Source organism: Larsenimonas rhizosphaerae (assembly GCF_023700005.1).
GTDB classification, from domain to species: Bacteria; Pseudomonadota; Gammaproteobacteria; order Pseudomonadales; family Halomonadaceae; genus Larsenimonas; species Larsenimonas rhizosphaerae.
The window spans coordinates 1,347,096-1,371,356 of the sequence record NZ_JAMLJK010000001.1 but is presented as its reverse complement, the minus strand read 5'-3'; the positions used below and the strand labels follow the sequence as shown (position 1 = coordinate 1,371,356).

Below are 24,261 nucleotides of genomic sequence, written 5' to 3'. Positions count from 1 at the left end.
CCAGAGCCCCACATCACCTGCCAAAGAGTCACAAATGTTGCAGTGCGGGCATTTTCATCACACGGCACGCCAGCTTCGCCAATCGGACAGGCCAATCGGCATGACATCAAATCATGCGCTTCCACCGGTTTTTTGCCATCGTCACCGGCAATGCATTGCAGCCTGCCTTCCCAGCTCTACATTTCACCTTCAGATGAGCTGATAACCCCGTCATTCCCGCACGCACTACTGCCGTCCTGGATGGCGTGTTCAACAGGTAAACGAGCTATCACCTGCCCGGATCCTGTCATGACGCCACCAATGCGGTTATCGCATCTTTCATCCGAGAAAATACTGACCCATCCATGAATACAGTAATTGGCACAGGCCGTATTATTGAAAAACTGCTGATAATTATCCGCGCTGATACAACTACCATCTTCGGCACCATTACGGCATTCCCACCAGTTACCCTGAAAGTAGCAGTCATGCACCACCCGCCCATGAATGCCCTTGCCGGAAACATGTTCAAAGCTGTTATCTACAAAATTCGAACCAACAAGCTCACCTTCAGCCACAATACAGTCATGCACACACTGGAACCTGTTACGGATAAAGCGACCTGTCATACAAGTGACAGCGCCAGTAATGCGGATAGCCATGCCCGTACGAGTAAAGATGTTATCAACAAGACTGACTTCCCCCCCACCCGGCATGACAACAGCTTCCTTGAAGGAGTTGAAGGTACAATCCTTGATGACATTGCCGTAACCCAGTAAATGCAGCCCGCCTCCCTTTTGATTACAGCCATCGAAGGCAATACCCTGTACGCTCCCGCCCACATTAATGAACATCGGGCCATCAAGGCCTATACCTGCTACCACATTTGAATAGGCAGACCGCTGACCAAACTCATCACACGCCCCACCTAAAAGGCTGACATGGCCAACAAGATCCACGCTTTGCCCTATCCTGTAAAAGCCCTCATGAGGAACAACCACAGTGCGAGCTTCCTCGTCGGCCACTGCTGCCATGAAGGCAGGAGCACTATCCTTCTCGCCTGATGGATCTGCCCCCCAATTCAGAATATTTCCCCGTTCATGGTGCTCTAAAAGGCGCTTCCAGCGGCATCCCTTGCGAGAGACAATCACAAGACCATTGTCATCCCCGCTGGATGTGTCATCGGAAGCCACAAATCGCCCACCACCGTGGCAGAAGTAGGTGTGATAAAGCACTTGCACCACCTGACCGCCCAACAACGGTTCATGGGCGCGCAGCGCCTCGATGTGCTCGATCGTAACAATCGTGTCGAATGCAGTCTGATCAGTCACGAGCGCTCCTCAGGTAATTACTTGAAACAGGAAAATGCAAAAGAATGAATCGATGCTTAAATCCATAGTTTTAACAAACCAGCACTTTTCTGCCTTTAATACTGCGGGTTTCAGAGAGGCTTACACCCCGCACCGCGATTAATAGCGGTCTGCAACTTGTGGAAGGGGTTAAAAACAAAAAAAGCCCGATCCATAAGGATCGGGCTTTTAATATTCTGGTAGGACCGAGCGGATTTGAACCGCTGACCTCCACGATGTCAACGTGGCGCTCTAACCAACTGAGCTACGGTCCTTCACTTGTCATTACTTCCAGCATGGTAGGACCGAGCGGATTTGAACCGCTGACCTCCACGATGTCAACGTGGCGCTCTAACCAACTGAGCTACGGTCCTGCTGCCGGGTCATGCCCAAGTAACGATGCGCTATTCTACGGATTTTTTCTTTTCATGCAACCGTTTAGCGCAAAATAATCACATCAGTTGCATCCACATGTAGGCACCAATGCACGCACCGAGTACAGGACCCACAATTGGCACCCAGGCATAGCCCCATCCGGATGCGCCCTTGCCTGCAATGGGAAGTATGGCATGGGCAAGTCGCGGCCCGAGATCACGTGCAGGATTGATCGCATAACCGGTAGGGCCACCCAGCGACAGACCGATTGCCCATACAAGCCCGCCCACAAGAAACGGCAGCATACCGCCAGCGATATCACCGGCACTTACAATCGCCCCGATCCCCACGATCAGTGCAATCGTGCCGATGACTTCACTGATGATATTGCCGACCGGATGGTTGATCGCCGGTGCCGTACAGAAAACGGCCTGCTTGAGTCCGGGATCATCGGTTACCTTCCAGTGAGGCAGATACATCAGCCAGACCAGCACACCACCGGCAAAACACCCGGCTATCTGGGCCAGAATGAAACCACCCACAACGGCCGGATCCGTATACATGCCCATGACCCACTTTGCTACGGTTACCGCCGGATTGATATCAGCGCCCGGCGATCCCATCGCATTGGCCACAAAGACCGCCACCATGACCGCCAGCCCCCAGCCCGTGGCAATCACCATCCATCCTCCATCCTTTCCTTTCGAGCGCTGCAGCAGCACGTTCGCTACTACCCCATCGCCGAAGAGAATCAATGTCATGGACCCAAAAAACTCACCTATAAACGCATGCATGAAGCTCGCCCCTTTTTTTAATTATAAGGCCGCTGGCACGCCTGGGTCGGCGTGCCGAACCGAATTGGAAGGTTGCTCAGTCGTTATGGTCTGATTTGACGCGAGCCACCGCATCAAGCCAACCGTCATAGAGCTTTTCACGGCGGTCTTCGGGCAGACGAGGTGTAAATGACCGATCCTTGTGCCACAGGGTGGCGATCTCTTCGAGCGAGTCGTACCAGCCCAGCCTGAGACCGGCCAGATAGGCCACGCCCAGTGCAGTGGTTTCAAGTACAGTGGGGCGATCAACCTGAACCCCCAGGATGTCGGATAAAAACTGCATGACCCAGTTGTTGCTTACCATGCCACCGTCTACACGCAACGTGTCAGTGGAGGCCTTGACGTCACGGTTCATGCATTCCTGCAGGTCACGCGTCTGATAGCACACGGACTGCAGGCCGGCCGCCACCAATTCAGGAATACCTGAATTGCGGTTCAGACCGAAAATGGCCCCGCGTGCATTGGGATCCCAGTGAGGCGCACCCAACCCGGTAAAGGCAGGCACCAGATAAACACCATGATCTTCACTGGTTGCACGGGCCAGCTTCTCGGTCTCGGAAGCATTGGAAAACAGCTTCAGGCCGTCACGGAGCCACTGAATGGTGGCACCAGCCATGAAAATACTGCCCTCCATCGCATAAGTAACCTTGCCATCGATACGATAGCCTACCGTGCTCAACAACTTGTTATGAGACGTTTCGGAGTGCTCACCGGTGTTCATGATCATGAAGCAGCCGGTACCGTACGTACTCTTGACCATACCAGGTTCAAAGCATGTCTGGCCGATCAGTGCTGCCTGCTGATCACCAGCCACCCCGGCAATGGGAAGACTCGCGCCCAGCAACTGTGCTTCGCTGCGTCCAAAGTCATCGCTGCAATCCATGACCTCTGGCAGCATCGACTCGGGCACACCAAACAGATCAAGCAGCTCCTTGTCCCAGGTCTGATCATGAATGTTGAACAGACAGGTGCGTGACGCATTGGTGGCATCGGTACGATGAACCGCCCCGCCTGTCAGTTTCCAGATCAGGTAACAATCGACGGTGCCGAAAAGCAGATCGCCCTTTTCAGCCCGCTCGCGAGCGCCGTCCACATTATCAAGAATCCACCGCACCTTCGTGGCCGAGAAATACGGATCGATCAACAGACCGGTCTTGGCCTGAATCATATCCGTATGGCCCGCATCACGAAGGGATCGGCAATAATCACCGGTACGGCGATCCTGCCAGACGATGGCGTTATAAACGGCTTCACCGGTATTCTTGTCCCAGATCAGCGTTGTTTCGCGCTGATTGGTAATACCGATACCAGCCACGGAATGAACCGTCTTGCCACTGTTGGTAATGGCCTGCTTGACGGTCCTGAGTGTGGATCCCCATATATCATCGGGATGATGCTCTACCCAGCCACTATTGGGAAAATGCTGCGGAAATTCTTCCTGCGCAAGGGAAACAATATTCCCTCCCTTGTCGAACAGAATAGCGCGAGAACTGGTAGTGCCCTGATCTATAGCTAGTATTAATGAAGTCATACGGGGATCCTTGATAGCGACAAAGACATGTTCACTTATTTTCGATTCCGAACATTGGCTACAGTACTGGCTCGCCTCGCTGAATAACAAACAAAATATGTCTCATTGTCGTTAGACATTGGTATCGTCAAGACACGCCTTACTACAACAGGTATGTAATCCCCGGAACACGCAGATCAGCACAATCAGGTAAGGAAGCGCGTGAAATGGCACAGTTGAAACGTCAGACCGAGATGGTCAATCTGATCGAACAGCAGAAGTACGTCAGCATCGAACAGCTGACAGCCCGCTTTGATGTCACCCCGCAGACACTGCGACGAGATCTCAATGCGCTGGCCGAGCGCGGCCTAATTCGCCGCGTACACGGCGGTGCCGGTGCCGTTGAATCAAGCACGGTGAATACTGCCTACACGACGCGCAAGACCCAGCACTACAATGAAAAGAAGGCGATCGCGGAAGCGCTGGCAGCCTGCATCCCCGATCGCAGCTCACTGTTCATCAATATCGGCACCAGCACCGAGCTTGTGGCTGAAGCGCTATTGAATCATCAGGGACTGGAGATAATCACCAACAACCTCAACGTCGCCGCCATGCTGCACAAGAAGGAGGACTTCAACGTAATCGTCGCGGGTGGCGTCGTCAGATCACGAGACGGCGGCATCATCGGAGAGGCAGCCATCGACTTCATCAATCAGTTCAAGGTCGACTTTGGCATCATTGGTATCAGCGGCATAGATCAGGATGGCGATCTGCTTGAATTCGACTATCAGGAAGTACGAGTTGCCCAGGCCATTATCAATAACTCCCGCAATGTGTTTCTCACGGCAGATCACTCGAAATTCATGCGCAATGCCGTAGTACGCCAGGCCCATATCAGCCAGATCACAGCGCTTTTTACCGACCAGCACCCACCTGAATCCCTGTGCAGGATCATGGAGCAGCATGATGTCCGCCTGACCATAGCCACACCGGCAATATAGGCCAAAGACCTATTGATGTTCGAACGAACATCAATTATGTTCTATTCCGAACATTCGTGGACAGCCGCTCCAGCGCGCGTCCATGTACACCTATTTTTCGGCGGAGAACGTCATGTCAGATCAGGCAACGCCCTTATTGGACCTCTATGTCATCGGCGGAGGGATCAACGGCACGGGCATCGCATGCGATGCAGCAGGACGCGGCATGACTGTAGGCCTGTGTGAACAGGCAGACCTGGCCAGCGCGACGTCCTCCGCATCCAGCAAATTGATTCACGGCGGCCTGCGCTACCTGGAACATTACGAATTCAGGCTGGTGCGTGAAGCATTGCACGAGCGTGAAGTGCTGCTTAAAAAAGCCCCGCACATTGTATGGCCGATGCGTTTCATCCTGCCCCACCAGCCCCATCTGCGCCCCGCATGGATGCTGCGTGCAGGTCTGTTTCTTTATGACCATCTGAGCCACCGCGACAGCCTGCCCAGCGCCAAGAAAATCAAGTTTGGCCCGGATACACCGCTGATCCCGGCCATCACCACGGGATTCGAATATTCGGACTGTTGGGTTGATGATGCGCGCATGGTCGTACTGAACGCACTTCAGGCTCAGGAAAAGGGCGCTGAAATCCTGGTACGCACCCGGTGTGAAGCCGCCACGGTCAACAGCGATGGCCACTGGGAGCTGACCCTGAAAAATACCCTGAGCGGCGAGACGATAACACGTCGCGCGAAGGCTCTGGTTAACGCAGCCGGGCCGTGGGTGGAGTCCTTTATCAAGAAGGGAACCAGCCGCAAGCCGCGTTACGGCATAAAGATGATCAAGGGAAGTCACCTGGTCACCAAACGCATCAATACAGATGACCGGGCCTATATTCTTCAAAATGAAGATAATCGGATTGTTTTTGTCCTGCCCTACCAGAACGATTACAGCCTGATCGGCACCACGGACGTTGCTTATGAAGGCGATCCTTCCAAGGTGGTTATCAGCGAGGAAGAAACCAGCTACCTCCTGAAGGTATTGAACAGTCACTTCCGTGCCGAGATCACAGAAGATGATGTGGTCACCAGCTATTCCGGCGTACGCCCGCTGTGTGATGACGAATCTGACGATCCCTCAGCCATGACTCGGGATTACACACTGCATCTGGACACTGAAAACGCACCGCTGCTGTCAATCTTCGGTGGCAAGATCACGACGTTCCGCAAGCTGTCTGAAGCCACCATGAAGGAACTATCACCCTACTTCCCGAAGATGAAGGAAAGCTGGACGGCAGAGGCTGTCATGCCTGGCGGGAACATCGAAAGTCGTGCAGCGTATGCACGAACACTCAAGAGCCAGTACCCGTTCCTGACGGAGGAACAGGCATCTCGCTACGCGTCAAGCTACGGCCGCCTGTGCGAGATCTTCCTTGAGAAGGTTAAAAGTCAGGATGAGATGGGGCAGGATTTTGGTGCCGGCATGACGGCCTGCGAAGTGGACTACCTGATGGACCATGAGTGGGCCAGAGAGCTTGAAGATGTCATCTGGCGCCGAACCAAAATGGATCTGCGTTTGAGCGCAGCGGAAAAGAAAGTGCTCGAAAGTTATATCGATGCCCGTTGCGCCGATTACAGAAACAGCACTGCGTCCGCTGAAAGCACAATATCCTGAGACTCATGCAGCATGAAAAAAGCCCCGAAAGGGGCTTTTTTCATGCCGGGTACAGGGCAGTTACTGAAGACCGCCATCGGTCAGGCGTGCCGGGTCCAGATAACGCTCAAGCTCTTCTCGTGACAGCTCTGTCTCTTCTTCTGCCACGTCAATGATGGGACGGCCATTTTGATAGGCTTTTTTGGCAACCTTTGCCGCAGCATCGTAACCAATGACCGGATTGAGCGCCGTCACCAGAACCGGATTTTTTGATAACGGCGATTCAATGTTGTCTCGGCGCACATTAAAGGTCGCAATGGCCTTGTCCGCCAGCAGGCGCGAGACATTACTCAACAGCGTCATGGATGAAAGTACATTGTGCGCCATCAACGGCAACATCACATTAAGCTGGAAATTTCCGGACTGCCCGGCAACGGTAATGGCGGCATCATTTCCTATTACCTGAGCAGCTACCTGAGCCGCGGACTCGGGGATAACCGGGTTCACCTTGCCCGGCATGATGGAGCTTCCCGGCTGCAATGCCTCCAGCTCGATTTCGCCCAGTCCGGCCAGAGGGCCGGAGTTCATCCAGCGCAGATCATTACTGATTTTCATCAGAGCACAGGCAAAAGCCTTCAAATGACCGGAAAGCTCTACCGTGGCGTCCTGAGACCCGAGCCCGGCAAAGAAACTATCCGCGGGTGAATACTCAAGTCCGGTCTGCTCGCTCAATTCGGCGGCCACACGGCCTGCAAACTCTGGATGGGCATTAATCCCTGTTCCAACCGCCGTACCGCCCTGAGCAATACGCAACAGGCGTTTCTGAACATCTTCCAGACGCTCCACCGACTGCTGGACCTGAGCGGACCAGGCGCCCAGCTCCTGACTCATGCGTACCGGCATGGCATCCATCAAATGCGTACGGCCGGTTTTGACCACGTCATCCAGTGAAGCCGCCTTGTCATCAATGACCGACTTCAAATGCGCCAGTGCCGGCAACAGGGACTGGTGAAGCGCAAGTGAAGCAGACACATGCAGCGCTGTCGGAATGGTGTCATTACTGCTTTGCCCCATGTTGACGTGATCATTGGGATTGACACTCAACGCACCGGTAGAGGCCAGATGAGACAGCACTTCATTTACATTCATGTTGGTCGATGTGCCGGAACCGGTCTGAAAGACATCGACGGGAAACTGATCCGTGTGCTTGCCGGCAAGCAACGTATCAGCCGCCTTGATGATGGCATTGGCACGAGCATCATCAAGTAGCTCAAGATCCAGATTAGCCTGGGCAGCAGCCCGTTTTACGCGGGCTACGGCCTGAATGAAGGCAAAGGGCAGTGGCTGTCCGCTCACCGGGAAATTATTGATCGCACGCTGGGTCTGCGCGCCGTACAGTGCGGATTCAGGAACCTCAAGTTCACCCATGCTGTCACGCTCGGTGCGTGTATTGGCCATGATCTATTCTCCCGTACAATGAAGGTACATCGCGTGTCGGCCCTAGGATAGACCGAATACGGGAAGCATGCCGAAAAGTATAATTCGTCTCATTTGCAAATGGAGTCATTATGTGGAAACAGGACACGCTTGAGCTGCAGCCCAGAAAACGTGGCTTTCATCTCATTACATCAGAGGTGATCGATTTCCTGCCGGAGCTACGCAAGCTGAAGGTGGGCCTGCTTCATCTGCAGCTGCTGCATACCTCTGCCTCATTGACCCTGAACGAGAATGCAGACCCGGACGTGCGTCATGACATGGAGGCATTCATCAATGATCGAATTCCCGGCAACCTGCCCTACTTTCGCCACACATTGGAAGGCGACGACGATATGCCAGCCCATATCAAGGCCAGCTTCCTTGGAACGGAACTGACACTGGCGGTACGAAACGGTGGACTGGCAACCGGTACCTGGCAGGGAATCTGGCTGGGAGAACACCGCGACCACGGCGGGTCAAGGAGGCTGATGCTGACGCTTAACGGTGAATGAGCCAGCACAACGCGTACACACCACTGGGCCGTCCCTACGGACGGCCCAGTGGTGTAGTACTGAAGAAGCCAACGCGCTAACCACCTGCCCGACGCGTTTGCTTCCACCGGTCAAACATGACCGCCAGCAACAGGATCGCTCCTCGTACGAGATACTGATAAAACGTGGGAACATTCAAAAGCCCCATGGCATTTTGCACACAGCCCATGATCAATACACCCACCAGCACACCGGTGATCGAGGCCACACCGCCCGAGAGGGAAACTCCCCCCAGCACGCAGGCTGAAATCACTGCAAGCTCAAGCCCCTGTGAAGTATTGGGATCACCCAGTCCCATGCGGGACGTCAATAGCACACCCGCGATACCAGCGATCAGCCCCTGCAGGGCAAATACCGTAATCTTCAACTTGCGTACGTTCACCCCGGCCAGGCTCGCTGCCTCGGCGTTGCCACCGGTAGCCAGCGTATTGCGGCCGAAGCTTGTCATGTTGAGGATAATCCCGAAGACGATGAAACAGGCAATCATCGTCCACACCGGTAACGTCAACCCAAGAAATACTGCACTGCCAAGATCAAAGAATTCAGGCACGGTAATCATGACCGCATCACCACCTGACGTGATGTAAGCCAGACCGCGCACGAACTCCATGGCTGCCAGAGTGGCAATCAGCGAATTGATTCCAAACCGGGCTACCACAAAACCATTGAAGGCACCGACGGCCGCACCAGCGGCAATCCCACCCATGACCCCGATCGTGACACTGCCACTGGCCGAGGTTACGACCGCAGCGACCACCCCTGCCAAAGCCACTATAGAGGCTACCGATAGATCTACCTCCCCCAGGGCCAGAACCATCATCATGGTGGTGGCAATGGAGCCAATCAGCGTGACCGAAAGCAGCAGACCTACAATGTTACGGCCGGTCAGGAAGTCCGGCACGAATATGGCCAGCCCTGCAAACAGCAATACAAATACTGCAATAAGCCCGGAAGTATCCAGCAGGGTACGAAGTGGCTTGGGCAAACCACTCCGGGCAGGTTCTACTGGCGCCATGGAGGCTATCTTGTCCTGAGACATGGGTTATCCCTTTGTTAGAATAAGGCTCTTGACTGGTTGTATGAGCTGAATCAGGCGGGCAGTGCCAGCCCCAGAAGCCGCTCTGGTGTGGCCTGCTCACGAGGGATGATCTCCAGCAACTCCCCGCCTCTCATGACCCCAATTCGGTCGCAGATCGAACTTACCTCGGCCAGATCGCTTGAAATCACCAGAACACTTTTGCCCTGCTCCGCCAGATCATAGAGCAACGAATAGATGTCTCGTCGCGCCCCGACATCGATGCCGCGGGTTGGCTCATCCATGACAAAAAGATCAATATCTTCGGACAGCCAGCGCGCCAGAATTACCTTTTGCTGGTTGCCTCCGGAGAGGTTCGCAATAGGCGTTCGAGGCCCGGGCGTCTTGATACTGAGCTCCTGGATGTATTTCCGTGTGTTCTCCGTTTCCCGACGCGGGTGACGAAACAGGCCAAGGCGCTTGAAGAAGCGACGACAGCTGATATTGAGATTGTCGGATACACTGGCTACCGGAAAAATACCCTGTGTCTTGCGATCTTCCGGGCACATGGCAATACCGGCCCGAATCGCCGCCTGAGCCGATTCAAAGCGGCAGGCCGCCCCCTTGAACACCACGGCCCCTTCACTGGCATGCTCAGCCCCACAGACCAGTCGCATCAGCTCACTGCGCCCCGCCCCGACCAGCCCGAACAGCCCCAGCACTTCACCGCGGCGAATATCCAGACTGGCAGGCGCGGTAACGCCGCGCCCCTTGATACCGTCCAGACGAAGCAGTACATCTCCCTGTTCACGGGGGCGATAGCCATACACATCATTGATGTCACGCCCTACCATCTCGCTGACCAGCGCATCGTGATCGAGGCCTTCCAGCGTGTCGTGGGTGCGAATATGGCGACCATCACGAAATACCGTGACGGCATCACACATCTCAAAGACTTCTTCCATTCGGTGGGTGACATAAAGCACCACCTTCCCCTCGTCACGAAGGCGGGCCACAATCCGCTTGAGATGACGCGTTTCCTGAACGGACAGTGAACTGGTGGGCTCGTCAAAGGCGATGATGCGGGCATTGCGCAGCAGTGCCCGACCGATTTCAATCATTTGCTGCTGACCAACAGACAGCTCTCGCACCCTGGTGGACGGGTGAAGCTTGCCCTCCCCGAGCTCCTCCAGAATGGCCAGCGCCTTGTCACGCAAACGCCGCCGATCCACAAACCCGTGATGGGCAGGCAGCTGACCCATCAACAGGTTTTCTGCCACCGACAGATTCGGCGCCAGCGTCAACTCCTGATAGATGATGGCAATACCGCTCTTGAGGGCTTCGCGGGCATTGCTGAACGCGTACGACTCGCCCCCTATATAAAGACAGCCTTCGGACAATCGGTTTACGCCACTCAACACCTTGAGCAGCGTTGACTTTCCGGCCCCATTTTCCCCCATCAGGGCATGTACCTGCCCCTCATGAGCAGAGAAGCTGACACCATCAAGAGCCTTTACACCGGGAAACTCTACCGTGACGTTTTCAACACGCAGATATGCATCCGTCATGAACCTACTCCCACTTCATGTAATGCCCGGTGGCAGACCAGGCCCCGTATCACAGCCCGAGGTCAGCACGCACCTGTTCCCAGTTATCACGGGTCATCAGCGTACCGGTGGTTTCAGTATTGTCCCGGGGCTTTTCTCCCTCCTTGATCCAGGTGTACAGATTGTCGGCAGTCTGACGGCCATGCATGGTTGAGCTGACAGCCATCGTGCCGTAGAAGCCGGTAGGTTTCTGGCGAGAAAATTCGGCAAAGGCCGCACCGGAGCCATTGATACCCACTCCGATCACTTGATCAGGCGACAGACCATACTGTTCGCTGGCACGTACGCCACCCAATACGCTTTCTTCATTCAGCGCATAGATCACCCAGTGATCGAAATCACCATGCTTGGAAAAAATGGGGGATGCGGCGGCAAAGGCGCTGCTGGTATCCGTATTCTGCTGAGGGGCATCATAGATATTGCCTTCGACAAATCCGGACGCCAGCAAGGCCTGGGTCGCGCCATCAGTGCGCTCCTTGGCAGTAGGCAGCTCATAATTGCTGATACGCAGTGCCGCGACGGTCTCAGGATCCCATCCGCGCGCCTTCATTTCTGCTGCAATCGCCTCACCGACCTGCTGCCCGATCTTGTACCCGGACATGCCAAGATGCGGCACGGAGGCAATGGGCTCGCCATCCGAACCGACAAAACGATCATCGACCGTAACCACCTTCATGCCATACCGTTCAGCCCGGTTGACGATGGCCGGCCCAAGACGAACGTCCGGCGGGCAAATGACAAACCCCTGCGCCCCCTGAGAATGCAGATTATCAATGGCGCTCAATACCTGCTGACCATCCTCACCGGCAAGCCGTACGACTGAAAAGCCCTTTTCCTCGCCCAGCTGACTGGCCGCCTTCTGCTCATTGATGAACCAGGCCTGCTCGGGTTTTTTAACGATAAACCCGATTTTCACATCATCCTGCGCCTGGGCGGCACTCAAGCCTGCGCCCAGACTGATACCCAGCGTCAAAAAGGAAGTGGTAATAAAGCGAATCATTGGCAATCTCCGGCCCAGAGAGGCTCAGTTGTTATTGGCAGGAAAATACAGAAAGTTCATGTCACGACATTAATCTGCAAAGTGATAACCGACTAATAGCGTTTAGGCCTGCTACTCATATCATTTCTGATATCAATGAAGTGCAAGACCATACTCGGTGCGTACAGGGGCGCAGGAAGGAAATTCCGGGCTATGACTAAAGTTGCTTTCGACTTACGCGAAAGTTCTATCAGCAGCAGGGAAAAAGGAGGTTATTCGATGCAGGCAGTTGATATTACAGCAGGACTGCCACCCCGGGCGGGGCCGATATACCATGGAAGAAAGAGAAAAGCGGCGCAGAAAACAGTAGAGACCTACCACTCAAGCGCCTGTTTGACAAACGGGATAGTCAGCTTGCGTTGCGCTGAAAGTGACGCATCATCCAGCCGAGCCAGCGTTTCAAACAACGATGACAGCCGTCTCGGGCCACGGTGAATCAAATACCGCCCCACTTCGTCGGGCAGAAACATGCCGCGCTCTCTGGCGCGGAGTCTCAACGCACCCAGCCGCTGTTCGTCATCCAGCGGGTGAAGGTGAAACGTGGCTCCCCAGGTCAGACGAGATGCCAGATCCGGCAATTTGACCGGTAACTGGCGAGGCGGTCTTTCCGACGCAATGATCAATCGACGCCCCGCATCCCTCAGGCGATTGAAGCAATGAAACAGCCCCTCCTCCCACCGCTTGCGCCCTATCACCACATCCAGATCATCAATGGCGATCAGTTCAAGGTTTTCCAGATCCTCAAGCATCAACGGCGGGAAGTGGCCGATATCAGCGAGCGGCAGATACAGGGTAGACACGCCATTGATACTGGCAGCATGACAGGCGGCCTGCAGCAGGTGGCTTTTGCCGGATTCCGACGCCCCCCACACATAAAGAAAGGGTTCCCCGGCGGGAGTCAGCTGGCACTCGAGCTGATTGACCAGCGGAAGATTGCCCTCGCCCATGAAATTGGCAAAGGTCGCATCATCGCGAAGCCCGACGCCCAGAGGTAACTGTGCAGGCCCTGAAATCATGTCGCTATCAGTCCTGATCGATATAAACGGAAGTTTTGGACGTATACATGCGGCTCGCCTTGTACTGTGTAAAGAGATAGCGCAATACTACCATGAGCATGGCGGCCACCGGCAGTGCCAGCAACACCCCCACAAAGCCGAACAGCTGGCCTCCCGCCATAACGGAAAAAATCACTATTACCGGGTGCAGACCGATTCGATCTCCCAGCAGCAATGGCTGGAACACGGTGCTCTCCAGAATCTGACCGAGCACAAATACGCCCCCTACGGCGGCCAGTGGCCAAAGTGCCTGAAACTGGAAAAATGCCACCAGCTCCGCCAGCACCACGCCAAAGATGACACCAAGATAAGGCACGATACTGGCAAGTCCTGCCAATACACCGATCAAAAAGCCGAACTTGACCCCCAGCAGCGTCAGGCCGGTCGCGTAAACAACCCCAAGACCCAGCATGACCAGTAACTGCCCTCGCATGAACGCGCTCAATACCTCATCACACTCGTGGGCCAGCCCGGTAACGGTACCCACCCAGTCGCGCGGGATAGCGTCACGTATCCGTGCCTTCATCCGATCCCAGTCCAGCAGCAAATAAAAGGTTACCACGGGAATAATGGCCAGATTGCCCAGCCAGAAGGCCAGCGCCAGACCGGAACGAGACAGTTGTGCGAGAAGCTGCGCGGCCACGGAGCCGGTTTCCTTCCAATGGCCGGTAACCATATCACGCACCTGATTAAGATCGGCGGTAAAGTCGGAACCGGTCCATTCCTGAATCCGGGGCAACACCGTTTGCTGCGTCCAGTTGATCATCATTGGAACAGCGTCAGCCAGCTGCACCAGCTGTCGCCACATCACCGGAATGACAATGATGGTCAACCCGATCACCACTACCGACAACAGCACAAATACGACCGACACCGCGAGGCGCCGTGAAAGGCCTCGCGCTTCAAGTCTGTCTGCGAGCGGATCCCCCAGGTACGCCAGAATCATGCCCACGAAAAAGGGCATCAAAATAGGTGTCAAGGTAACAAACAACCACAGCGCCGCCAGTGAACTGACGATTCCCCACCAGAAACGCTTCGACATACGGGTTTTCCTGAAAACGATGAATAAAGCCTGCTCTGCATTCTAGGGACTTTCTCTGCAGCTGCCATCCCTCCATTTGCATGGTGACCCCATGCGAGCCACAAGAGGCAGTGATATACTCCCGCTTTCTTTCCAGGTCGCTCAGACCACGGCCATCGCTTAGTACAGGAACGCACATGACTTCGCACTCTTCCGATGCTCCCCTCAGCTACAAAGACGCCGGTGTCGACATTGATGCCGGCAACGCACTGGTTGAGCGCATCAAGGGCGTCGCCAAACGCACCCATCGCCCTGAAGTCATGGGCGGTCTGGGTGGCTTCGGGGCTCTTTGTGAGCTGCCGGCCGGTTACCGGCAGCCGGTACTGGTCACCGGCACCGATGGCGTCGGCACCAAACTTCGTCTGGCCATGGAGCTTGGCCGTCATGACACCATCGGCATTGATCTGGTCGCCATGTGTGTCAACGACCTGGTGGTTGCCGGGGCCGAACCACTTCAATTTCTGGATTATTACGCCACGGGGCGTCTGGACATCGATATCGCCGCGGATGTAGTTACCGGGATCGGTGAAGGATGTCTGCAGGCGGGCTGTGCACTGGTCGGTGGCGAAACTGCTGAAATGCCTGGCATGTATGAAGGCAGCGATTACGACCTGGCCGGCTTTTGTGTCGGTGTTGTTGAAAAGGCCGATATCCTGGATGGCAGCAAGGTAGCCACCGGCGATGTGGCCCTGGGCCTGGCCTCCAGTGGCCCGCATTCCAATGGTTACTCCCTGATCCGCAAGATCATCGAGCGCAGCGGTGAATCGCTGGAGCAGGATCTTGATGGCACCACCCTTGGTGATGCACTGATGGCGCCCACGCGCATCTACGTCAAGTCTTTGCTGTCGCTGCTCAGGGACAGCGATGCCCGGGTACATGCCCTCTCCCACATTACCGGCGGCGGCCTGCTTGAAAACCTGCCGCGGGTGCTTCCGGCACATGCCACATTGCAGGTCGATACCAGCGCATGGGCACGTCCTGCCGTCTTTGACTGGCTGCAGGATCGGGGCAAGGTTGAAGAGCGTGAAATGTACCGTGTACTCAACTGCGGCATCGGCATGGTGGTAGTGGTCCCGGCCGAAGATGCGGACAAGGCCCGTGCCCACCTCGAATCCTGCGGCGAAACGGTTTATACACTTGGCTGCATTACCGAGCGTCAGAGTGATGAGGAACAGGTTCAGCTGGGGTCTGTGAAGGCATGAGTTTTGAAGCAGAAACAGCCGACCCTAGCCGGGTCGTGGTGCTGATTTCAGGCAGTGGCAGTAACCTGCAGGCCCTGCTTGATGCCCAGGAACATGATGAACTGGGCGGTAACATCATTGCCGTGATCAGCAACAAGGCCGATGCCTACGGTCTGGAGCGCGCACGCGAGGCTGGCGTCATCGCAGAAGTCGTCGACCCGGCCCGGTTTCGTCATTTCCATGACGAGCGTGACCGCGACCTTTACGATGCCGAACTGATTCGTATCATTGACCATCACCAGCCTGATCTTGTCGTGCTGGCCGGTTTCATGCGCATCCTGTCAAAGGCCTTCGTGCTTCGCTATCACGGTCGCCTGCTGAACATTCATCCATCACTTTTACCAGAGTACCGCGGACTGCATACACACCGGCGGGCGCTGGAAGAAGGTGCCACACTGCATGGTGCCAGTGTGCACTTCGTCACCGAAGAACTGGATGGCGGCCCGATTGTGGTACAGGCTGCCGTACCGGTGGAGGCCGATGACGATGAATCAACTCTGGCAGAGCGCGTCTTGACGCGTGAACACCTGATCTATCCGATGACAGTGCGCTGGTTTCTCGACGGCCGCCTTCAACTGGCTGACAAGGGACCAACGCTTGATGGTCACCCGCTTCCGGCCTCAGGGCTGCGCCTTGCTCCGGAAGATGTGTCGGACGAGGATTTGTAAAAATCACGCTCCCACTAAAAAGCCGCCTTTCGAGGCGGCTTTTTAGTGGGAATAGAACAGAAAAGGCAGGTGGCAACTCCACCTGCCGGCCATGTCAGGCTTGATCCTGCGCGTTATTGCCACGACCGAACCGTTTGGCCATTTTCTCCTGTGCCGTCATGATGAAGACATAGGACGCCGGAACAAACACACTGGCCAGAATGGTAATCGTCAGCATGCCCCCAACCACCGGGGTGCCGATGTGGTGGCGGCTGGCAGCACTCGCGCCTGAAGCCAGCGCCAGTGGCAGAGTACCGCCAATGAAGGCCAGTGAGGTCATGACGATAGGACGAAAACGCATGCGGGCCGCCGTTGTCGCAGCATCGACGATGCTTTTACCTTCATCACGTTGCTGCTGGGCAAATTCCACGATCAAAATCGCGTTTTTCGCCGCCAGCCCCACCACAACCAGCAGGCCGATCTGCAGATAAACACTGGTTTCAAGCCCCCGCATCCATACCGCCAGAACCGAACCGACAAAGGCAAAGGGCACGGCAGATACTACGGCGATCGGCAGCGTCCAGCGCTCATACTGAGCAGCCAGAATCAAAAAGACCATGATCAGACCAAAGACAATGGCCAGTGTTGATGCGTCGCCAGCGTTCTCCTGCTGATAGGCTTCACCGGTCCAGCCCATCTTGTACTGGCTGCCCAGCGTCTCGTTTACCACCTGTTTCATGGCCTGAACTGCCTGACCCGAACTATAGCCAGGTGCAGGCTGCCCCTGGAACTGAGCGGCAGGATACACATTGAACCGGTCCACAACGGTCGGTGCATGTGTGCGCTCGAGGGTTACCAGAGTGGACAGCGGAATACGGCTGCCATTGCCGCCACGAACAAAGACCTTGCTCAGATCATCCGGCGACCGGCGGAACTGATCCTCGGACTGCAGGTAAACCTGGAAGTTACGACTATTGCGCGTAAAGTAATTGACAAAGCTGCTGCCGAACGTGCTCGACAGCGTTGTATTCAGGTCATTGAGGTCGACGCCAAGGCTCTTGGCCTTGTTTTCATCCACATGCGCCCGATAATTGGGAATGCTGACATTAAGCGTTGTGAAAACCTGCGCCAGTTCCGGCCGTTTACCAGCCGCCTGCATGACCTTGAGTGATGCCTGATAAAGCTGCTGTGGAGAGTCCCCTCCCAGGGATTCAAGATAACCGGTAAAACCACCGGTGGTGGACAGCCCCTGAATTGGCGGCAGGTTGAACGCAATGGTCTTGCCCCCGGGAATACTGGCACCAGCCTGCATGACATTGCCAATCATCTGAGTGATATCTATATCGCGCCCACCCCATGGTTTCAGCAGCACAAACACACTGGCCTTGGCGGTATTCGACGCGCTGGTCAGGATATCGAACCCGGTAATCGACGTCGTATATTCCACCGCCGGGTTTTTCTGTATCTCGGCATTGAGCTTCTGCACATACTCATCGGTACGCGCCACCGACGAGCCGGCCGGCAGGGAAACGGAAGCTACCAGCACCCCCTGATCCTCCGCCGGAATAAGCCCGCCGGGCAGTCGCATGTATACCCAGGCTGACAGAACACAACATCCCACCAGAAGAGCCAGTGACACGATGACATGGCGGATCAAAAAGCCGACTACCACCATGAAGGCGTTGGTCAGCTTGTCAAAGCCACGGTTGAACCACTCGAACGGCTTGTGAAGCACTTTTGCAAGACGCGACTGCTTGAGATCATCCTTGCGCTTGATGAAGATCGCTGACATGGCCGGCGTAAAGGACAGGGCTACCAGCGCCGAGATACTGACCGAGATTGCAATGGTAATGGCAAACTGCTGGTACATTTTCCCGGTCAATCCAGTCAGGAACCCAACCGGCACAAATACGGCAGCCATGATGAATGCCGTCGCCAGTACCGGACCGGTTACCTCCCTCATGGCCTCGAACGCCGCCTCCATGGGGCTGACATCCGGATTATGCTCGAGAATACGTTCAACGTTCTCGATGACCACGATGGCGTCATCCACCACGATCCCGATAGCAAGAATCATCCCGAACAGCGACAACAGGTTGATCGAGAAGTCGAGCATATACATGCCGGCAAAGGTACCTACCACCGAGATGGGCACTACCGACATTGCCACCAGGGTCGAGCGCCAATTCTGCAGGAAGATAAAGACAATCAGCGCCACCAGAATCAGGGCTTCGACAAAGGTATGGACAACCGACTCGATCGAGGCATTGATAAACAGCGTAGTGTCATAGGGAATGACATAGTCGAGGCCCGCCGGGAAGCGCGTTTTCAGCTCCTTCATGGTGGACTTGACTTCCCTGGCCACCTGAAGCGCATTGGCGCCGGGTTGCAGATAGACCGCGATCGGTGCAATCGGATTATTGTTGGTACGCGCCTGGATACCATACTGGGTCGACCCCAGCTCGACGCGGGCAACATCCTTCAGATAAAGCGAGGAACCGTCCGACTTCGTGGTTAATAGAATATTTTCAAACTGACCAACGCTCTTGAGACGACCCTGAGTGGTAATGGTATAAGTATTGGCCACCGGCGTACGCTGAGGCTCTCCACCCAGCTTGCCCGCCGACACCACGGTATTCTGGGCCTGAATGGCCGCTGATACTTCAGCGGGAGTGATATCGTACTGGGCCATCTTGTCAGGGTTGAGCCAGATCCTCATGGCAAAGCTCTGATTACCCAGAACTTCTGCCTTGCCCACACCGTTGAGCTGATTAAGCTCATCGACAACATTAATGTTGGCGTAGTTATTCAGATAAAGAGAGTCATACTGATTGTTCGGCGACAACAGGGCCGCAAACAACAGGATACTGCTGGATTGAAGCTCAACCGTAACACCCTGACTTTGAACGGATGATGGCAGCTGTGACAGCGCTCGCTGGACTCGGTTGTTAACATTGATGGTGGCTATATCAGGGTCGGTACCAATCCTGAAGTACACCTTCATGTTCATGACCCCGTTATCTGCACTTGCCGAGGTCAGGTAGATCATGTCCTGCACACCATTGACCTGCTCGGCCAGAGGTGAGGCCACAGTCTCAGACACCGTCTCTGCATCTGCTCCGGGAAACGTGGCCTGAACGGAGACGGTGATGGGTACTACCTGCGGATACTGCTCAATGGGCAGCGTCCGCATCGCCATCAAGCCTACCAGCGTGATGATGATAGACACCACCGTCGCAAAGATAGGCCGGTTTATAAAGAAGCTGGATATATTCATCGATTAACCCGCTTACTGATCCTGTTGCTGTGATGGCGCATCTTTTTGAGTGTCCTGGCCACTGATACTGGTCCCCTGCATCGCCTGATGCGTCGACGCACCATTCTTGCCGGACGGATCCGTTGGAGTGGTGGCAGGCTGACCATCAAATGCCTGAGGTTTGATCTTGTCACCCGGCGATACACTGCCTATGGCTGACACAACGACCCTGTCACCCTTTGCAAGACCATCACTGATCACCACCCAGCCGCCGGCCTGCTCGCCGAGTGATACAAAGCGATTTTCGATTACGTCCTTGTCATTGAGGATATAAAGCTGAGGCCCCTTGAGCCCCTCGGTAACAGCAACTTCCGGTACAGCCAGCGCACTGTAATGCTTCACACCAAGCAATTTGACACGGACGAACAGCCCGGGAAGGAACAGGTCGCCCGGGTTTTTGAATACCGCCCGCGCCTGCACTGTGCTGGTTGTATCGTCAACCCGCGACCCAAGGAAGTTCAAGGTTCCCTTGAGACTGGTATCGGTGCTGCCACTCTGGTCGGCATAGGGAAACTCGAGGCTGGCCTTAATGGACTCAGGGTCATCAGTGCGCTGTCGTCTCAGGGCGAAGGCGTCGGACTGAGGTAACGCAAACCGCACTTCAAGAGGATCAAGAGGAGTGACCGTCGTCAATTCAGTCTGGACCGCTACATAATTGCCGACGTTGACCTCATTCAGCCCCACCCGGCCACTGACCGGTGCCTTGACCGTCGTATAGTCCAGACTGATCTGAGCATCATCAAGGGCGGCCTGAGCCTGAGCAACCGAAGCCCTGGCCGTACGGTAGGCACTCAGCGCTGAATCCCGCTGCTGCTGGCTGACAGAACGCTGCTTGTAAAGCTCATTGTAGCGCTCGTAATCCCTGCGATTGTTTTCAAGCGTGGCCCTGGCACTTTCAACATCCGCTCGAGCCTGTTCAACAGCCGCCTTGTACTGAGCCTGCTCGATAATAAAGAGGGTCTGCCCCTTCTCTACCGTATCTCCGGGAGTGTAAAGCTGCTTTTCGAGCACGCCACTGACCCTGGCCACGATATCTGCTGAAAGATCACTACGAATCTTGGCCGGATACTCACGCTCAAGCGTTAAATCCATCGGCGCAACCGTTTCCACCTGAGCCGGCTTTGCAGACGCTGCGCTGGCCTGGTTCTTCTGCGAGGATTTCTCGCCGTCACCACAGCCCGCCATCAGCAGGCCGATTACGCATAGCACCCATACAGGCCGCCCTGGCCAGGCACGTACTTTTCCCAAGCTCATGTTGGCTTACACTCCGATCATAAAGGATAACAGCCAGTTTAGATGCATTCATGTATGTATGTAAACTGACTATTCTGCCTTATACTATAGCCGCTTATTCATGGAGATTTATCGTTAATGGCGCGACGAACAAAAATCGAGGCGGAAGAGACTCGTCAGGTATTGCTGGATGCTGCGGAAAACCTGTTCTATGAAAAGGGGGTTTCACGCACGTCTCTGGAGCAGATCGCTCAGCGTGCCAACATGACGCGCGGCGCTGTGTATTGGCATTTCAAGAACAAGGCCGACCTGTTCAATGCCCTGCTGGACCGCGTCAAACTGCCATTGAATCAGTTGATCCAGGACCTCGAGGAATCCGAACATGCAGGCCATCCCCTGATTGACCTTGAGCGGGCCATCAACGTCGCATTTCAACGAATAGTCCAGCCACGCTATCGCCGCACTTACACGATCCTTCTTTACCGGTGCGAGCAGACCGATGACATCGACCCCCTCAAGACGCACACCAGTATCGTGCGTGAAAGCTTTGATCATATGCTCAAGATGATGGAACAGGCTGCCAGTGAAGGCCGGCTTAAATCCTGCATATCACCTCACTGCGCAGCGCGCCTGATACATGTTGCACTTCAGGGCATCATTTATGACTGGCTGAGAGAACCCACCGCCTTTGATCTGAAGGCTGAAGGTGCCAGCATGCTGAATATGCTGTTCACTGTATTGAAGGCTGAATAAGTCGCAGAGCGCGCATTGATATAAAAAAGGCAGCCTTGAAGGCTGCCTTTTAGTATCTGGAGTCGCCGCCATTTATTCCAGCGGGATAGTCAATGTCATGGCGCTTTCACCGTTGGCGTCTTTCTGGCCGTCGTGAAAGGTAATGCGTGAATGGTCCACCTTGATCTGCTCGCCATGGGTCAGGGCCCAGTCCAGTGCCATATGCTGAAATGTTGATTCCAGCTGATCCCAATGCGTCAGGGTAGTGTGCATTTCACGACCAGCTTCTACACGCAGCCAGCGAAGCGGCAGCGGCGGATTCCACGTTTCACGGCGAGACATCCGGTAACCGACGTCCTTGCGAGTACGATGCTCCGGTGTAATGCGCGGATCATCATAGACAAAGCAGACAGGCTCCAGAATACTTTCACGCGTACCGTGCGGGCACAGATCCAGCAGATGGCGACGAATGCTTTCATCACTGCCCTGCTCATTACCAAAGGAGCGCATGACAAGAAAGAAGGACTCTTCCGTACTTTCTACAACACTCACCGGACGCACGGACTTCTGTGCAGAGGCGCCAGCACCCAGTGTCATGCGCACCGTGTCGCGGTAGGCCCGCGGAGACATTTCAAAGTGGCGGCGGAAAACCCGGCTGAACGCCGCGTGATCCTGATAACCACACTCCAGCGCCACTTCCATGATGCTCTTGCGTGTATAAACAAGAAGCAGTGCAGCGCGATCAAGACGGATCGTGGCATGATAGTCAGTAGGCGTCACGCCGAACGATTGCTTGAACTTGCGGCGCAGGTGGGAAGTAGATAGCCCGACCTGTTTTGCCACAACCGTCATCGGTAGCAATTCGCTGGTATGTTCGTGAAGAATGACTTCTGTTGCAGCAACATCGAATTCTTTGCAGTTCATATCGTTTCCCATCCCTTAGGCGATATTTTTTATGGTTCGGATCGTGGTCATTTGATTGGGGACGCGAAGCCATCCTTGCCCTCTCACTGAAGCCGCCCGTTATCCCTTGCAGGGCGTCAGCAGTGGTCACCAATCCCGAACTTGTGCAAAGCCTATCGTTGCCTATGAGACAAAGGAAGAATGAATCCTGGTATGCTTATAAAAATGGCGCTTTGAGGGGTTGTTTAATGGACTAATAATAAGTCTATTCGCCAACAAAGAACCAAAGAAAGGTAAATAAAAAGTACTAGAAGTCTAATTTTATTTATACGATACAAATAAAAAAACCTTTAAATACAAAAACATAACAATTTTACTTTAAAAACATAAAATTCCATTTTTAAAACAAAAATATATCCAACGTTACTTTCTGGATATAAAAAACAACCTTAATGGCGATATTTACTAGCCATGTATCCATTCACCATTACCTGGCAATGATATGAAGGGCAGAATATGGAGGCATAAAAAAACCCGCCTGAGCGGGTGTTTTTTCAAACGCCACTTAATAGAGTCAGGCAAACTGCTCCACCATACTCACACGCAGCCTGGCGACCGCCTGGCTGTGAAGCTGACAAACGCGAGATTCACTCACGCCCAACACCGCGCCTATCTCCTTGAGGTTCAGCTCCTCCTGATAATAGAGACTCAGCAACAGCTTTTCCCTCTCGGGCAGTAGATCAATTGCTTCTGTCAGCTGCTGGCGATCAGCATTGGCAAAACAGGCATCCTGAGGTGTATCCATGAAAGCCACATCCCGGGAAACATGAGAAGCCTCGCTTTCATCCGTGCTGGTATCTTCAAACGGCAATAGATAGCCGTTATTGGTATCTGTCAGCACCTTGCGATAGTCCTCCAGGGACATATCCAGTGCGGTTGCTATTTCACGCTCCGTTGCAGCCCTTCCGTTCTGTTGTTCGAGTTGATGAATGGTTCGATCAATATCACGACTGGTACGACGAACGCTCCGGGGCAACCAGTCACGACTTCGAAGCTCATCAATCATCGAGCCACGAATACGTTGAGATGCATACGTGGAAAAGGTAGCGCCCTGCCCGGAATCGAATCGATTATAAGCATCCAGCAGACCCACCATGCCCGCCTGTATCAAATCGTCCAGCTCAACGCTTGAAGGAAGTCTCACCTGAAGTTGAAGTGCCTGCCGTCGAACCAGAGGCATATACTGTTCGACCACATTCGACTGACTCAATTTGCCTTCGGCGGTATACATAATGAGGTACTCTGCAAGCCTGCCCGATTGGTCCTGAAGTGCTGATGCCACTGAAAACCAAAGCACTCCCCATGCAGGCTATCTTACGTCCATCCATGAAACCTGATTCGCTGATAAACCCCACCTTGAGCCCGCTCTTTCCCTTTTTGCGACACACACGCGTAGCACAATGATACATTTGGATACAAACATTTTTATTCTTGGACTAAAGCAAATACTACCTGCGTCGATAACTTCACCAGCGGCGAGAACAGCCGCACCAAAAATGGCGAACCACCGCCATTTCCATAACACAGCGTTAAGGAATCGACATCATGGCAATGGTCATCAACACCAATACCCTGTCTCTCCAGACTCAGCAGAACCTGAACAAGTCCCAGTCCAGCCTGAACAGCGCCAT

At 54.5% G+C, this 24,261-nt stretch carries 20 protein-coding genes and 2 tRNA genes; 6 read left to right on the top strand and 16 right to left on the bottom strand.

Annotated features, from left to right (window positions below):
* Positions 1-176 precede the first annotated feature (176 nt).
* From NAT21_RS06175 to glpK, 5 genes are all read right to left on the bottom strand, one after another.
* Positions 177-1,310 carry a putative phage tail protein gene (locus NAT21_RS06175; protein WP_250936481.1) on the bottom strand — a complete coding sequence of 378 codons (1,134 nt, stop codon included), beginning with the start codon at positions 1,308-1,310 and terminating at the stop codon, positions 177-179.
* Between the two features lie 216 nt (positions 1,311-1,526).
* Positions 1,527-1,603 (bottom strand) — tRNA-Val (locus tag NAT21_RS06170).
* A gap of 22 nt (positions 1,604-1,625) precedes the next feature.
* Positions 1,626-1,702 (bottom strand) — tRNA-Val (locus NAT21_RS06165).
* 78 nt (positions 1,703-1,780) lie between these two features.
* A complete protein-coding gene (locus NAT21_RS06160; protein WP_250936480.1) occupies positions 1,781-2,497 on the bottom strand; it encodes an MIP/aquaporin family protein in 717 nt (238 codons plus the stop codon).
* A gap of 76 nt (positions 2,498-2,573) precedes the next feature.
* Positions 2,574-4,067: a glycerol kinase GlpK gene (gene glpK / locus NAT21_RS06155; RefSeq protein WP_250936479.1), complete on the bottom strand. Its 1,494-nt coding sequence runs from the start codon at positions 4,065-4,067 to the stop codon at positions 2,574-2,576.
* 206 nt (positions 4,068-4,273) lie between these two features.
* Here glpK and NAT21_RS06150 point away from each other — a divergent pair, with 206 nt between their 5' ends.
* Positions 4,274-5,047, top strand: a complete 774-nt coding sequence (locus tag NAT21_RS06150) for a DeoR/GlpR family transcriptional regulator (RefSeq protein WP_250936478.1) — start codon at positions 4,274-4,276, stop codon at positions 5,045-5,047.
* 112 nt (positions 5,048-5,159) lie between these two features.
* Positions 5,160-6,695 (top strand): glycerol-3-phosphate dehydrogenase, encoded by a 1,536-nt coding sequence (gene glpD / locus NAT21_RS06145; RefSeq protein WP_250936477.1) that lies wholly within the window; start codon positions 5,160-5,162, stop codon positions 6,693-6,695.
* Positions 6,696-6,755: 60 nt separating this feature from the next.
* Here glpD and NAT21_RS06140 read toward each other — a convergent pair whose 3' ends face one another.
* Positions 6,756-8,132: a class II fumarate hydratase gene (locus NAT21_RS06140; RefSeq protein ID WP_250936476.1), complete on the bottom strand. Its 1,377-nt coding sequence runs from the start codon at positions 8,130-8,132 to the stop codon at positions 6,756-6,758.
* A 110-nt stretch (positions 8,133-8,242) separates the two neighbouring features.
* Between NAT21_RS06140 and NAT21_RS06135 the strand changes: the two genes are divergently transcribed.
* On the top strand, positions 8,243-8,662 hold the full coding sequence (locus NAT21_RS06135) for a secondary thiamine-phosphate synthase enzyme YjbQ (RefSeq protein WP_250936475.1): 420 nt from the start codon (positions 8,243-8,245) through the stop codon (positions 8,660-8,662).
* A gap of 76 nt (positions 8,663-8,738) precedes the next feature.
* Here NAT21_RS06135 and araH read toward each other — a convergent pair whose 3' ends face one another.
* From araH to NAT21_RS06110, 5 genes are all read right to left on the bottom strand, one after another.
* On the bottom strand, positions 8,739-9,740 hold the full coding sequence (gene araH, locus NAT21_RS06130) for an L-arabinose ABC transporter permease AraH (protein ID WP_284732665.1): 1,002 nt from the start codon (positions 9,738-9,740) through the stop codon (positions 8,739-8,741).
* 50 nt (positions 9,741-9,790) lie between these two features.
* Positions 9,791-11,284: an L-arabinose ABC transporter ATP-binding protein AraG gene (gene araG, locus NAT21_RS06125; RefSeq protein WP_250936474.1), complete on the bottom strand. Its 1,494-nt coding sequence runs from the start codon at positions 11,282-11,284 to the stop codon at positions 9,791-9,793.
* Between the two features lie 49 nt (positions 11,285-11,333).
* Positions 11,334-12,323, bottom strand: a complete 990-nt coding sequence (locus NAT21_RS06120) for an arabinose ABC transporter substrate-binding protein (RefSeq protein WP_250936473.1) — start codon at positions 12,321-12,323, stop codon at positions 11,334-11,336.
* 353 nt (positions 12,324-12,676) lie between these two features.
* Complete coding sequence (gene hda / locus NAT21_RS06115) at positions 12,677-13,378, bottom strand: DnaA regulatory inactivator Hda (RefSeq protein ID WP_250936472.1); 702 nt, start codon at positions 13,376-13,378, stop codon at positions 12,677-12,679.
* Positions 13,379-13,385: 7 nt separating this feature from the next.
* Positions 13,386-14,459 (bottom strand): AI-2E family transporter, encoded by a 1,074-nt coding sequence (locus tag NAT21_RS06110; RefSeq protein ID WP_250936471.1) that lies wholly within the window; start codon positions 14,457-14,459, stop codon positions 13,386-13,388.
* A 176-nt stretch (positions 14,460-14,635) separates the two neighbouring features.
* Between NAT21_RS06110 and purM the strand changes: the two genes are divergently transcribed.
* Together purM and purN are read left to right on the top strand one after the other, a co-directional pair.
* Entirely contained in the window at positions 14,636-15,700 is a 1,065-nt protein-coding gene (purM, locus tag NAT21_RS06105; RefSeq protein WP_250936470.1) for a phosphoribosylformylglycinamidine cyclo-ligase, read from the top strand.
* Positions 15,697-16,407 carry a phosphoribosylglycinamide formyltransferase gene (purN, locus tag NAT21_RS06100; protein ID WP_250936469.1) on the top strand — a complete coding sequence of 237 codons (711 nt, stop codon included), beginning with the start codon at positions 15,697-15,699 and terminating at the stop codon, positions 16,405-16,407. The genes purM and purN overlap by 4 nt, the downstream gene beginning before the upstream one ends.
* Before the next feature lie 94 nt (positions 16,408-16,501).
* Here the strand turns inward: purN and NAT21_RS06095 are convergent, their stop codons facing one another.
* Together NAT21_RS06095 and NAT21_RS06090 are read right to left on the bottom strand one after the other, a co-directional pair.
* Positions 16,502-19,663, bottom strand: a complete 3,162-nt coding sequence (locus NAT21_RS06095) for an efflux RND transporter permease subunit (protein ID WP_250936468.1) — start codon at positions 19,661-19,663, stop codon at positions 16,502-16,504.
* Positions 19,664-19,675: 12 nt separating this feature from the next.
* Positions 19,676-20,956 (bottom strand): efflux RND transporter periplasmic adaptor subunit, encoded by a 1,281-nt coding sequence (locus NAT21_RS06090; protein ID WP_250936467.1) that lies wholly within the window; start codon positions 20,954-20,956, stop codon positions 19,676-19,678.
* Between the two features lie 117 nt (positions 20,957-21,073).
* Between NAT21_RS06090 and NAT21_RS06080 the strand changes: the two genes are divergently transcribed.
* Positions 21,074-21,688, top strand: coding sequence for a TetR family transcriptional regulator (locus tag NAT21_RS06080; RefSeq protein ID WP_284732664.1), 615 nt, complete (start codon positions 21,074-21,076; stop codon positions 21,686-21,688).
* A 72-nt stretch (positions 21,689-21,760) separates the two neighbouring features.
* On the opposite strand, the gene NAT21_RS06075 is transcribed toward NAT21_RS06080, so the two are convergent.
* The 3 genes from NAT21_RS06075 to NAT21_RS06065 all read right to left on the bottom strand — a co-directional run.
* A complete protein-coding gene (locus NAT21_RS06075; RefSeq protein ID WP_250936466.1) occupies positions 21,761-22,591 on the bottom strand; it encodes a helix-turn-helix domain-containing protein in 831 nt (276 codons plus the stop codon).
* A 553-nt stretch (positions 22,592-23,144) separates the two neighbouring features.
* The gene (locus NAT21_RS06070) at positions 23,145-23,861 is read right to left on the bottom strand and encodes an RNA polymerase sigma factor FliA (RefSeq protein WP_250936465.1); all 717 of its coding nucleotides are present in this window, start codon (positions 23,859-23,861) and stop codon (positions 23,145-23,147) included.
* A 194-nt stretch (positions 23,862-24,055) separates the two neighbouring features.
* The coding region (locus NAT21_RS06065) for a hypothetical protein (protein WP_250936464.1) at positions 24,056-24,261 on the bottom strand (206 nt) is incomplete at its 5' end.

Excerpts from the sequence above, each read along its gene's own strand:
- NAT21_RS06095 (WP_250936468.1), bottom strand. The coding sequence starts at position 19,663 with ATGAATATATCCAGCTTCTTTATAAACCGGCCTATCTTTGCGACGGTG.
- NAT21_RS06140 (WP_250936476.1), bottom strand. The coding sequence starts at position 8,132 with ATGGCCAATACACGCACCGAGCGTGACAGCATGGGTGAACTTGAGGTT.
- NAT21_RS06135 (WP_250936475.1), top strand. The coding sequence starts at position 8,243 with ATGTGGAAACAGGACACGCTTGAGCTGCAGCCCAGAAAACGTGGCTTT.
- purM (WP_250936470.1), top strand. The coding sequence starts at position 14,636 with ATGACTTCGCACTCTTCCGATGCTCCCCTCAGCTACAAAGACGCCGGT.
- hda (WP_250936472.1), bottom strand. The coding sequence starts at position 13,378 with ATGATTTCAGGGCCTGCACAGTTACCTCTGGGCGTCGGGCTTCGCGAT.
- glpD (WP_250936477.1), top strand. The coding sequence starts at position 5,160 with ATGTCAGATCAGGCAACGCCCTTATTGGACCTCTATGTCATCGGCGGA.
- NAT21_RS06070 (WP_250936465.1), bottom strand. The coding sequence starts at position 23,861 with ATGTATACCGCCGAAGGCAAATTGAGTCAGTCGAATGTGGTCGAACAG.
- NAT21_RS06090 (WP_250936467.1), bottom strand. The coding sequence starts at position 20,956 with ATGAGCTTGGGAAAAGTACGTGCCTGGCCAGGGCGGCCTGTATGGGTG.
- araH (WP_284732665.1), bottom strand. The coding sequence starts at position 9,740 with ATGTCTCAGGACAAGATAGCCTCCATGGCGCCAGTAGAACCTGCCCGG.
- NAT21_RS06110 (WP_250936471.1), bottom strand. The coding sequence starts at position 14,459 with ATGTCGAAGCGTTTCTGGTGGGGAATCGTCAGTTCACTGGCGGCGCTG.
- NAT21_RS06080 (WP_284732664.1), top strand. The coding sequence starts at position 21,074 with ATGGCGCGACGAACAAAAATCGAGGCGGAAGAGACTCGTCAGGTATTG.
- NAT21_RS06075 (WP_250936466.1), bottom strand. The coding sequence starts at position 22,591 with ATGAACTGCAAAGAATTCGATGTTGCTGCAACAGAAGTCATTCTTCAC.
- glpK (WP_250936479.1), bottom strand. The coding sequence starts at position 4,067 with ATGACTTCATTAATACTAGCTATAGATCAGGGCACTACCAGTTCTCGC.
- NAT21_RS06150 (WP_250936478.1), top strand. The coding sequence starts at position 4,274 with ATGGCACAGTTGAAACGTCAGACCGAGATGGTCAATCTGATCGAACAG.
- NAT21_RS06160 (WP_250936480.1), bottom strand. The coding sequence starts at position 2,497 with ATGCATGCGTTTATAGGTGAGTTTTTTGGGTCCATGACATTGATTCTC.
- araG (WP_250936474.1), bottom strand. The coding sequence starts at position 11,284 with ATGACGGATGCATATCTGCGTGTTGAAAACGTCACGGTAGAGTTTCCC.
- NAT21_RS06120 (WP_250936473.1), bottom strand. The coding sequence starts at position 12,323 with ATGATTCGCTTTATTACCACTTCCTTTTTGACGCTGGGTATCAGTCTG.
- purN (WP_250936469.1), top strand. The coding sequence starts at position 15,697 with ATGAGTTTTGAAGCAGAAACAGCCGACCCTAGCCGGGTCGTGGTGCTG.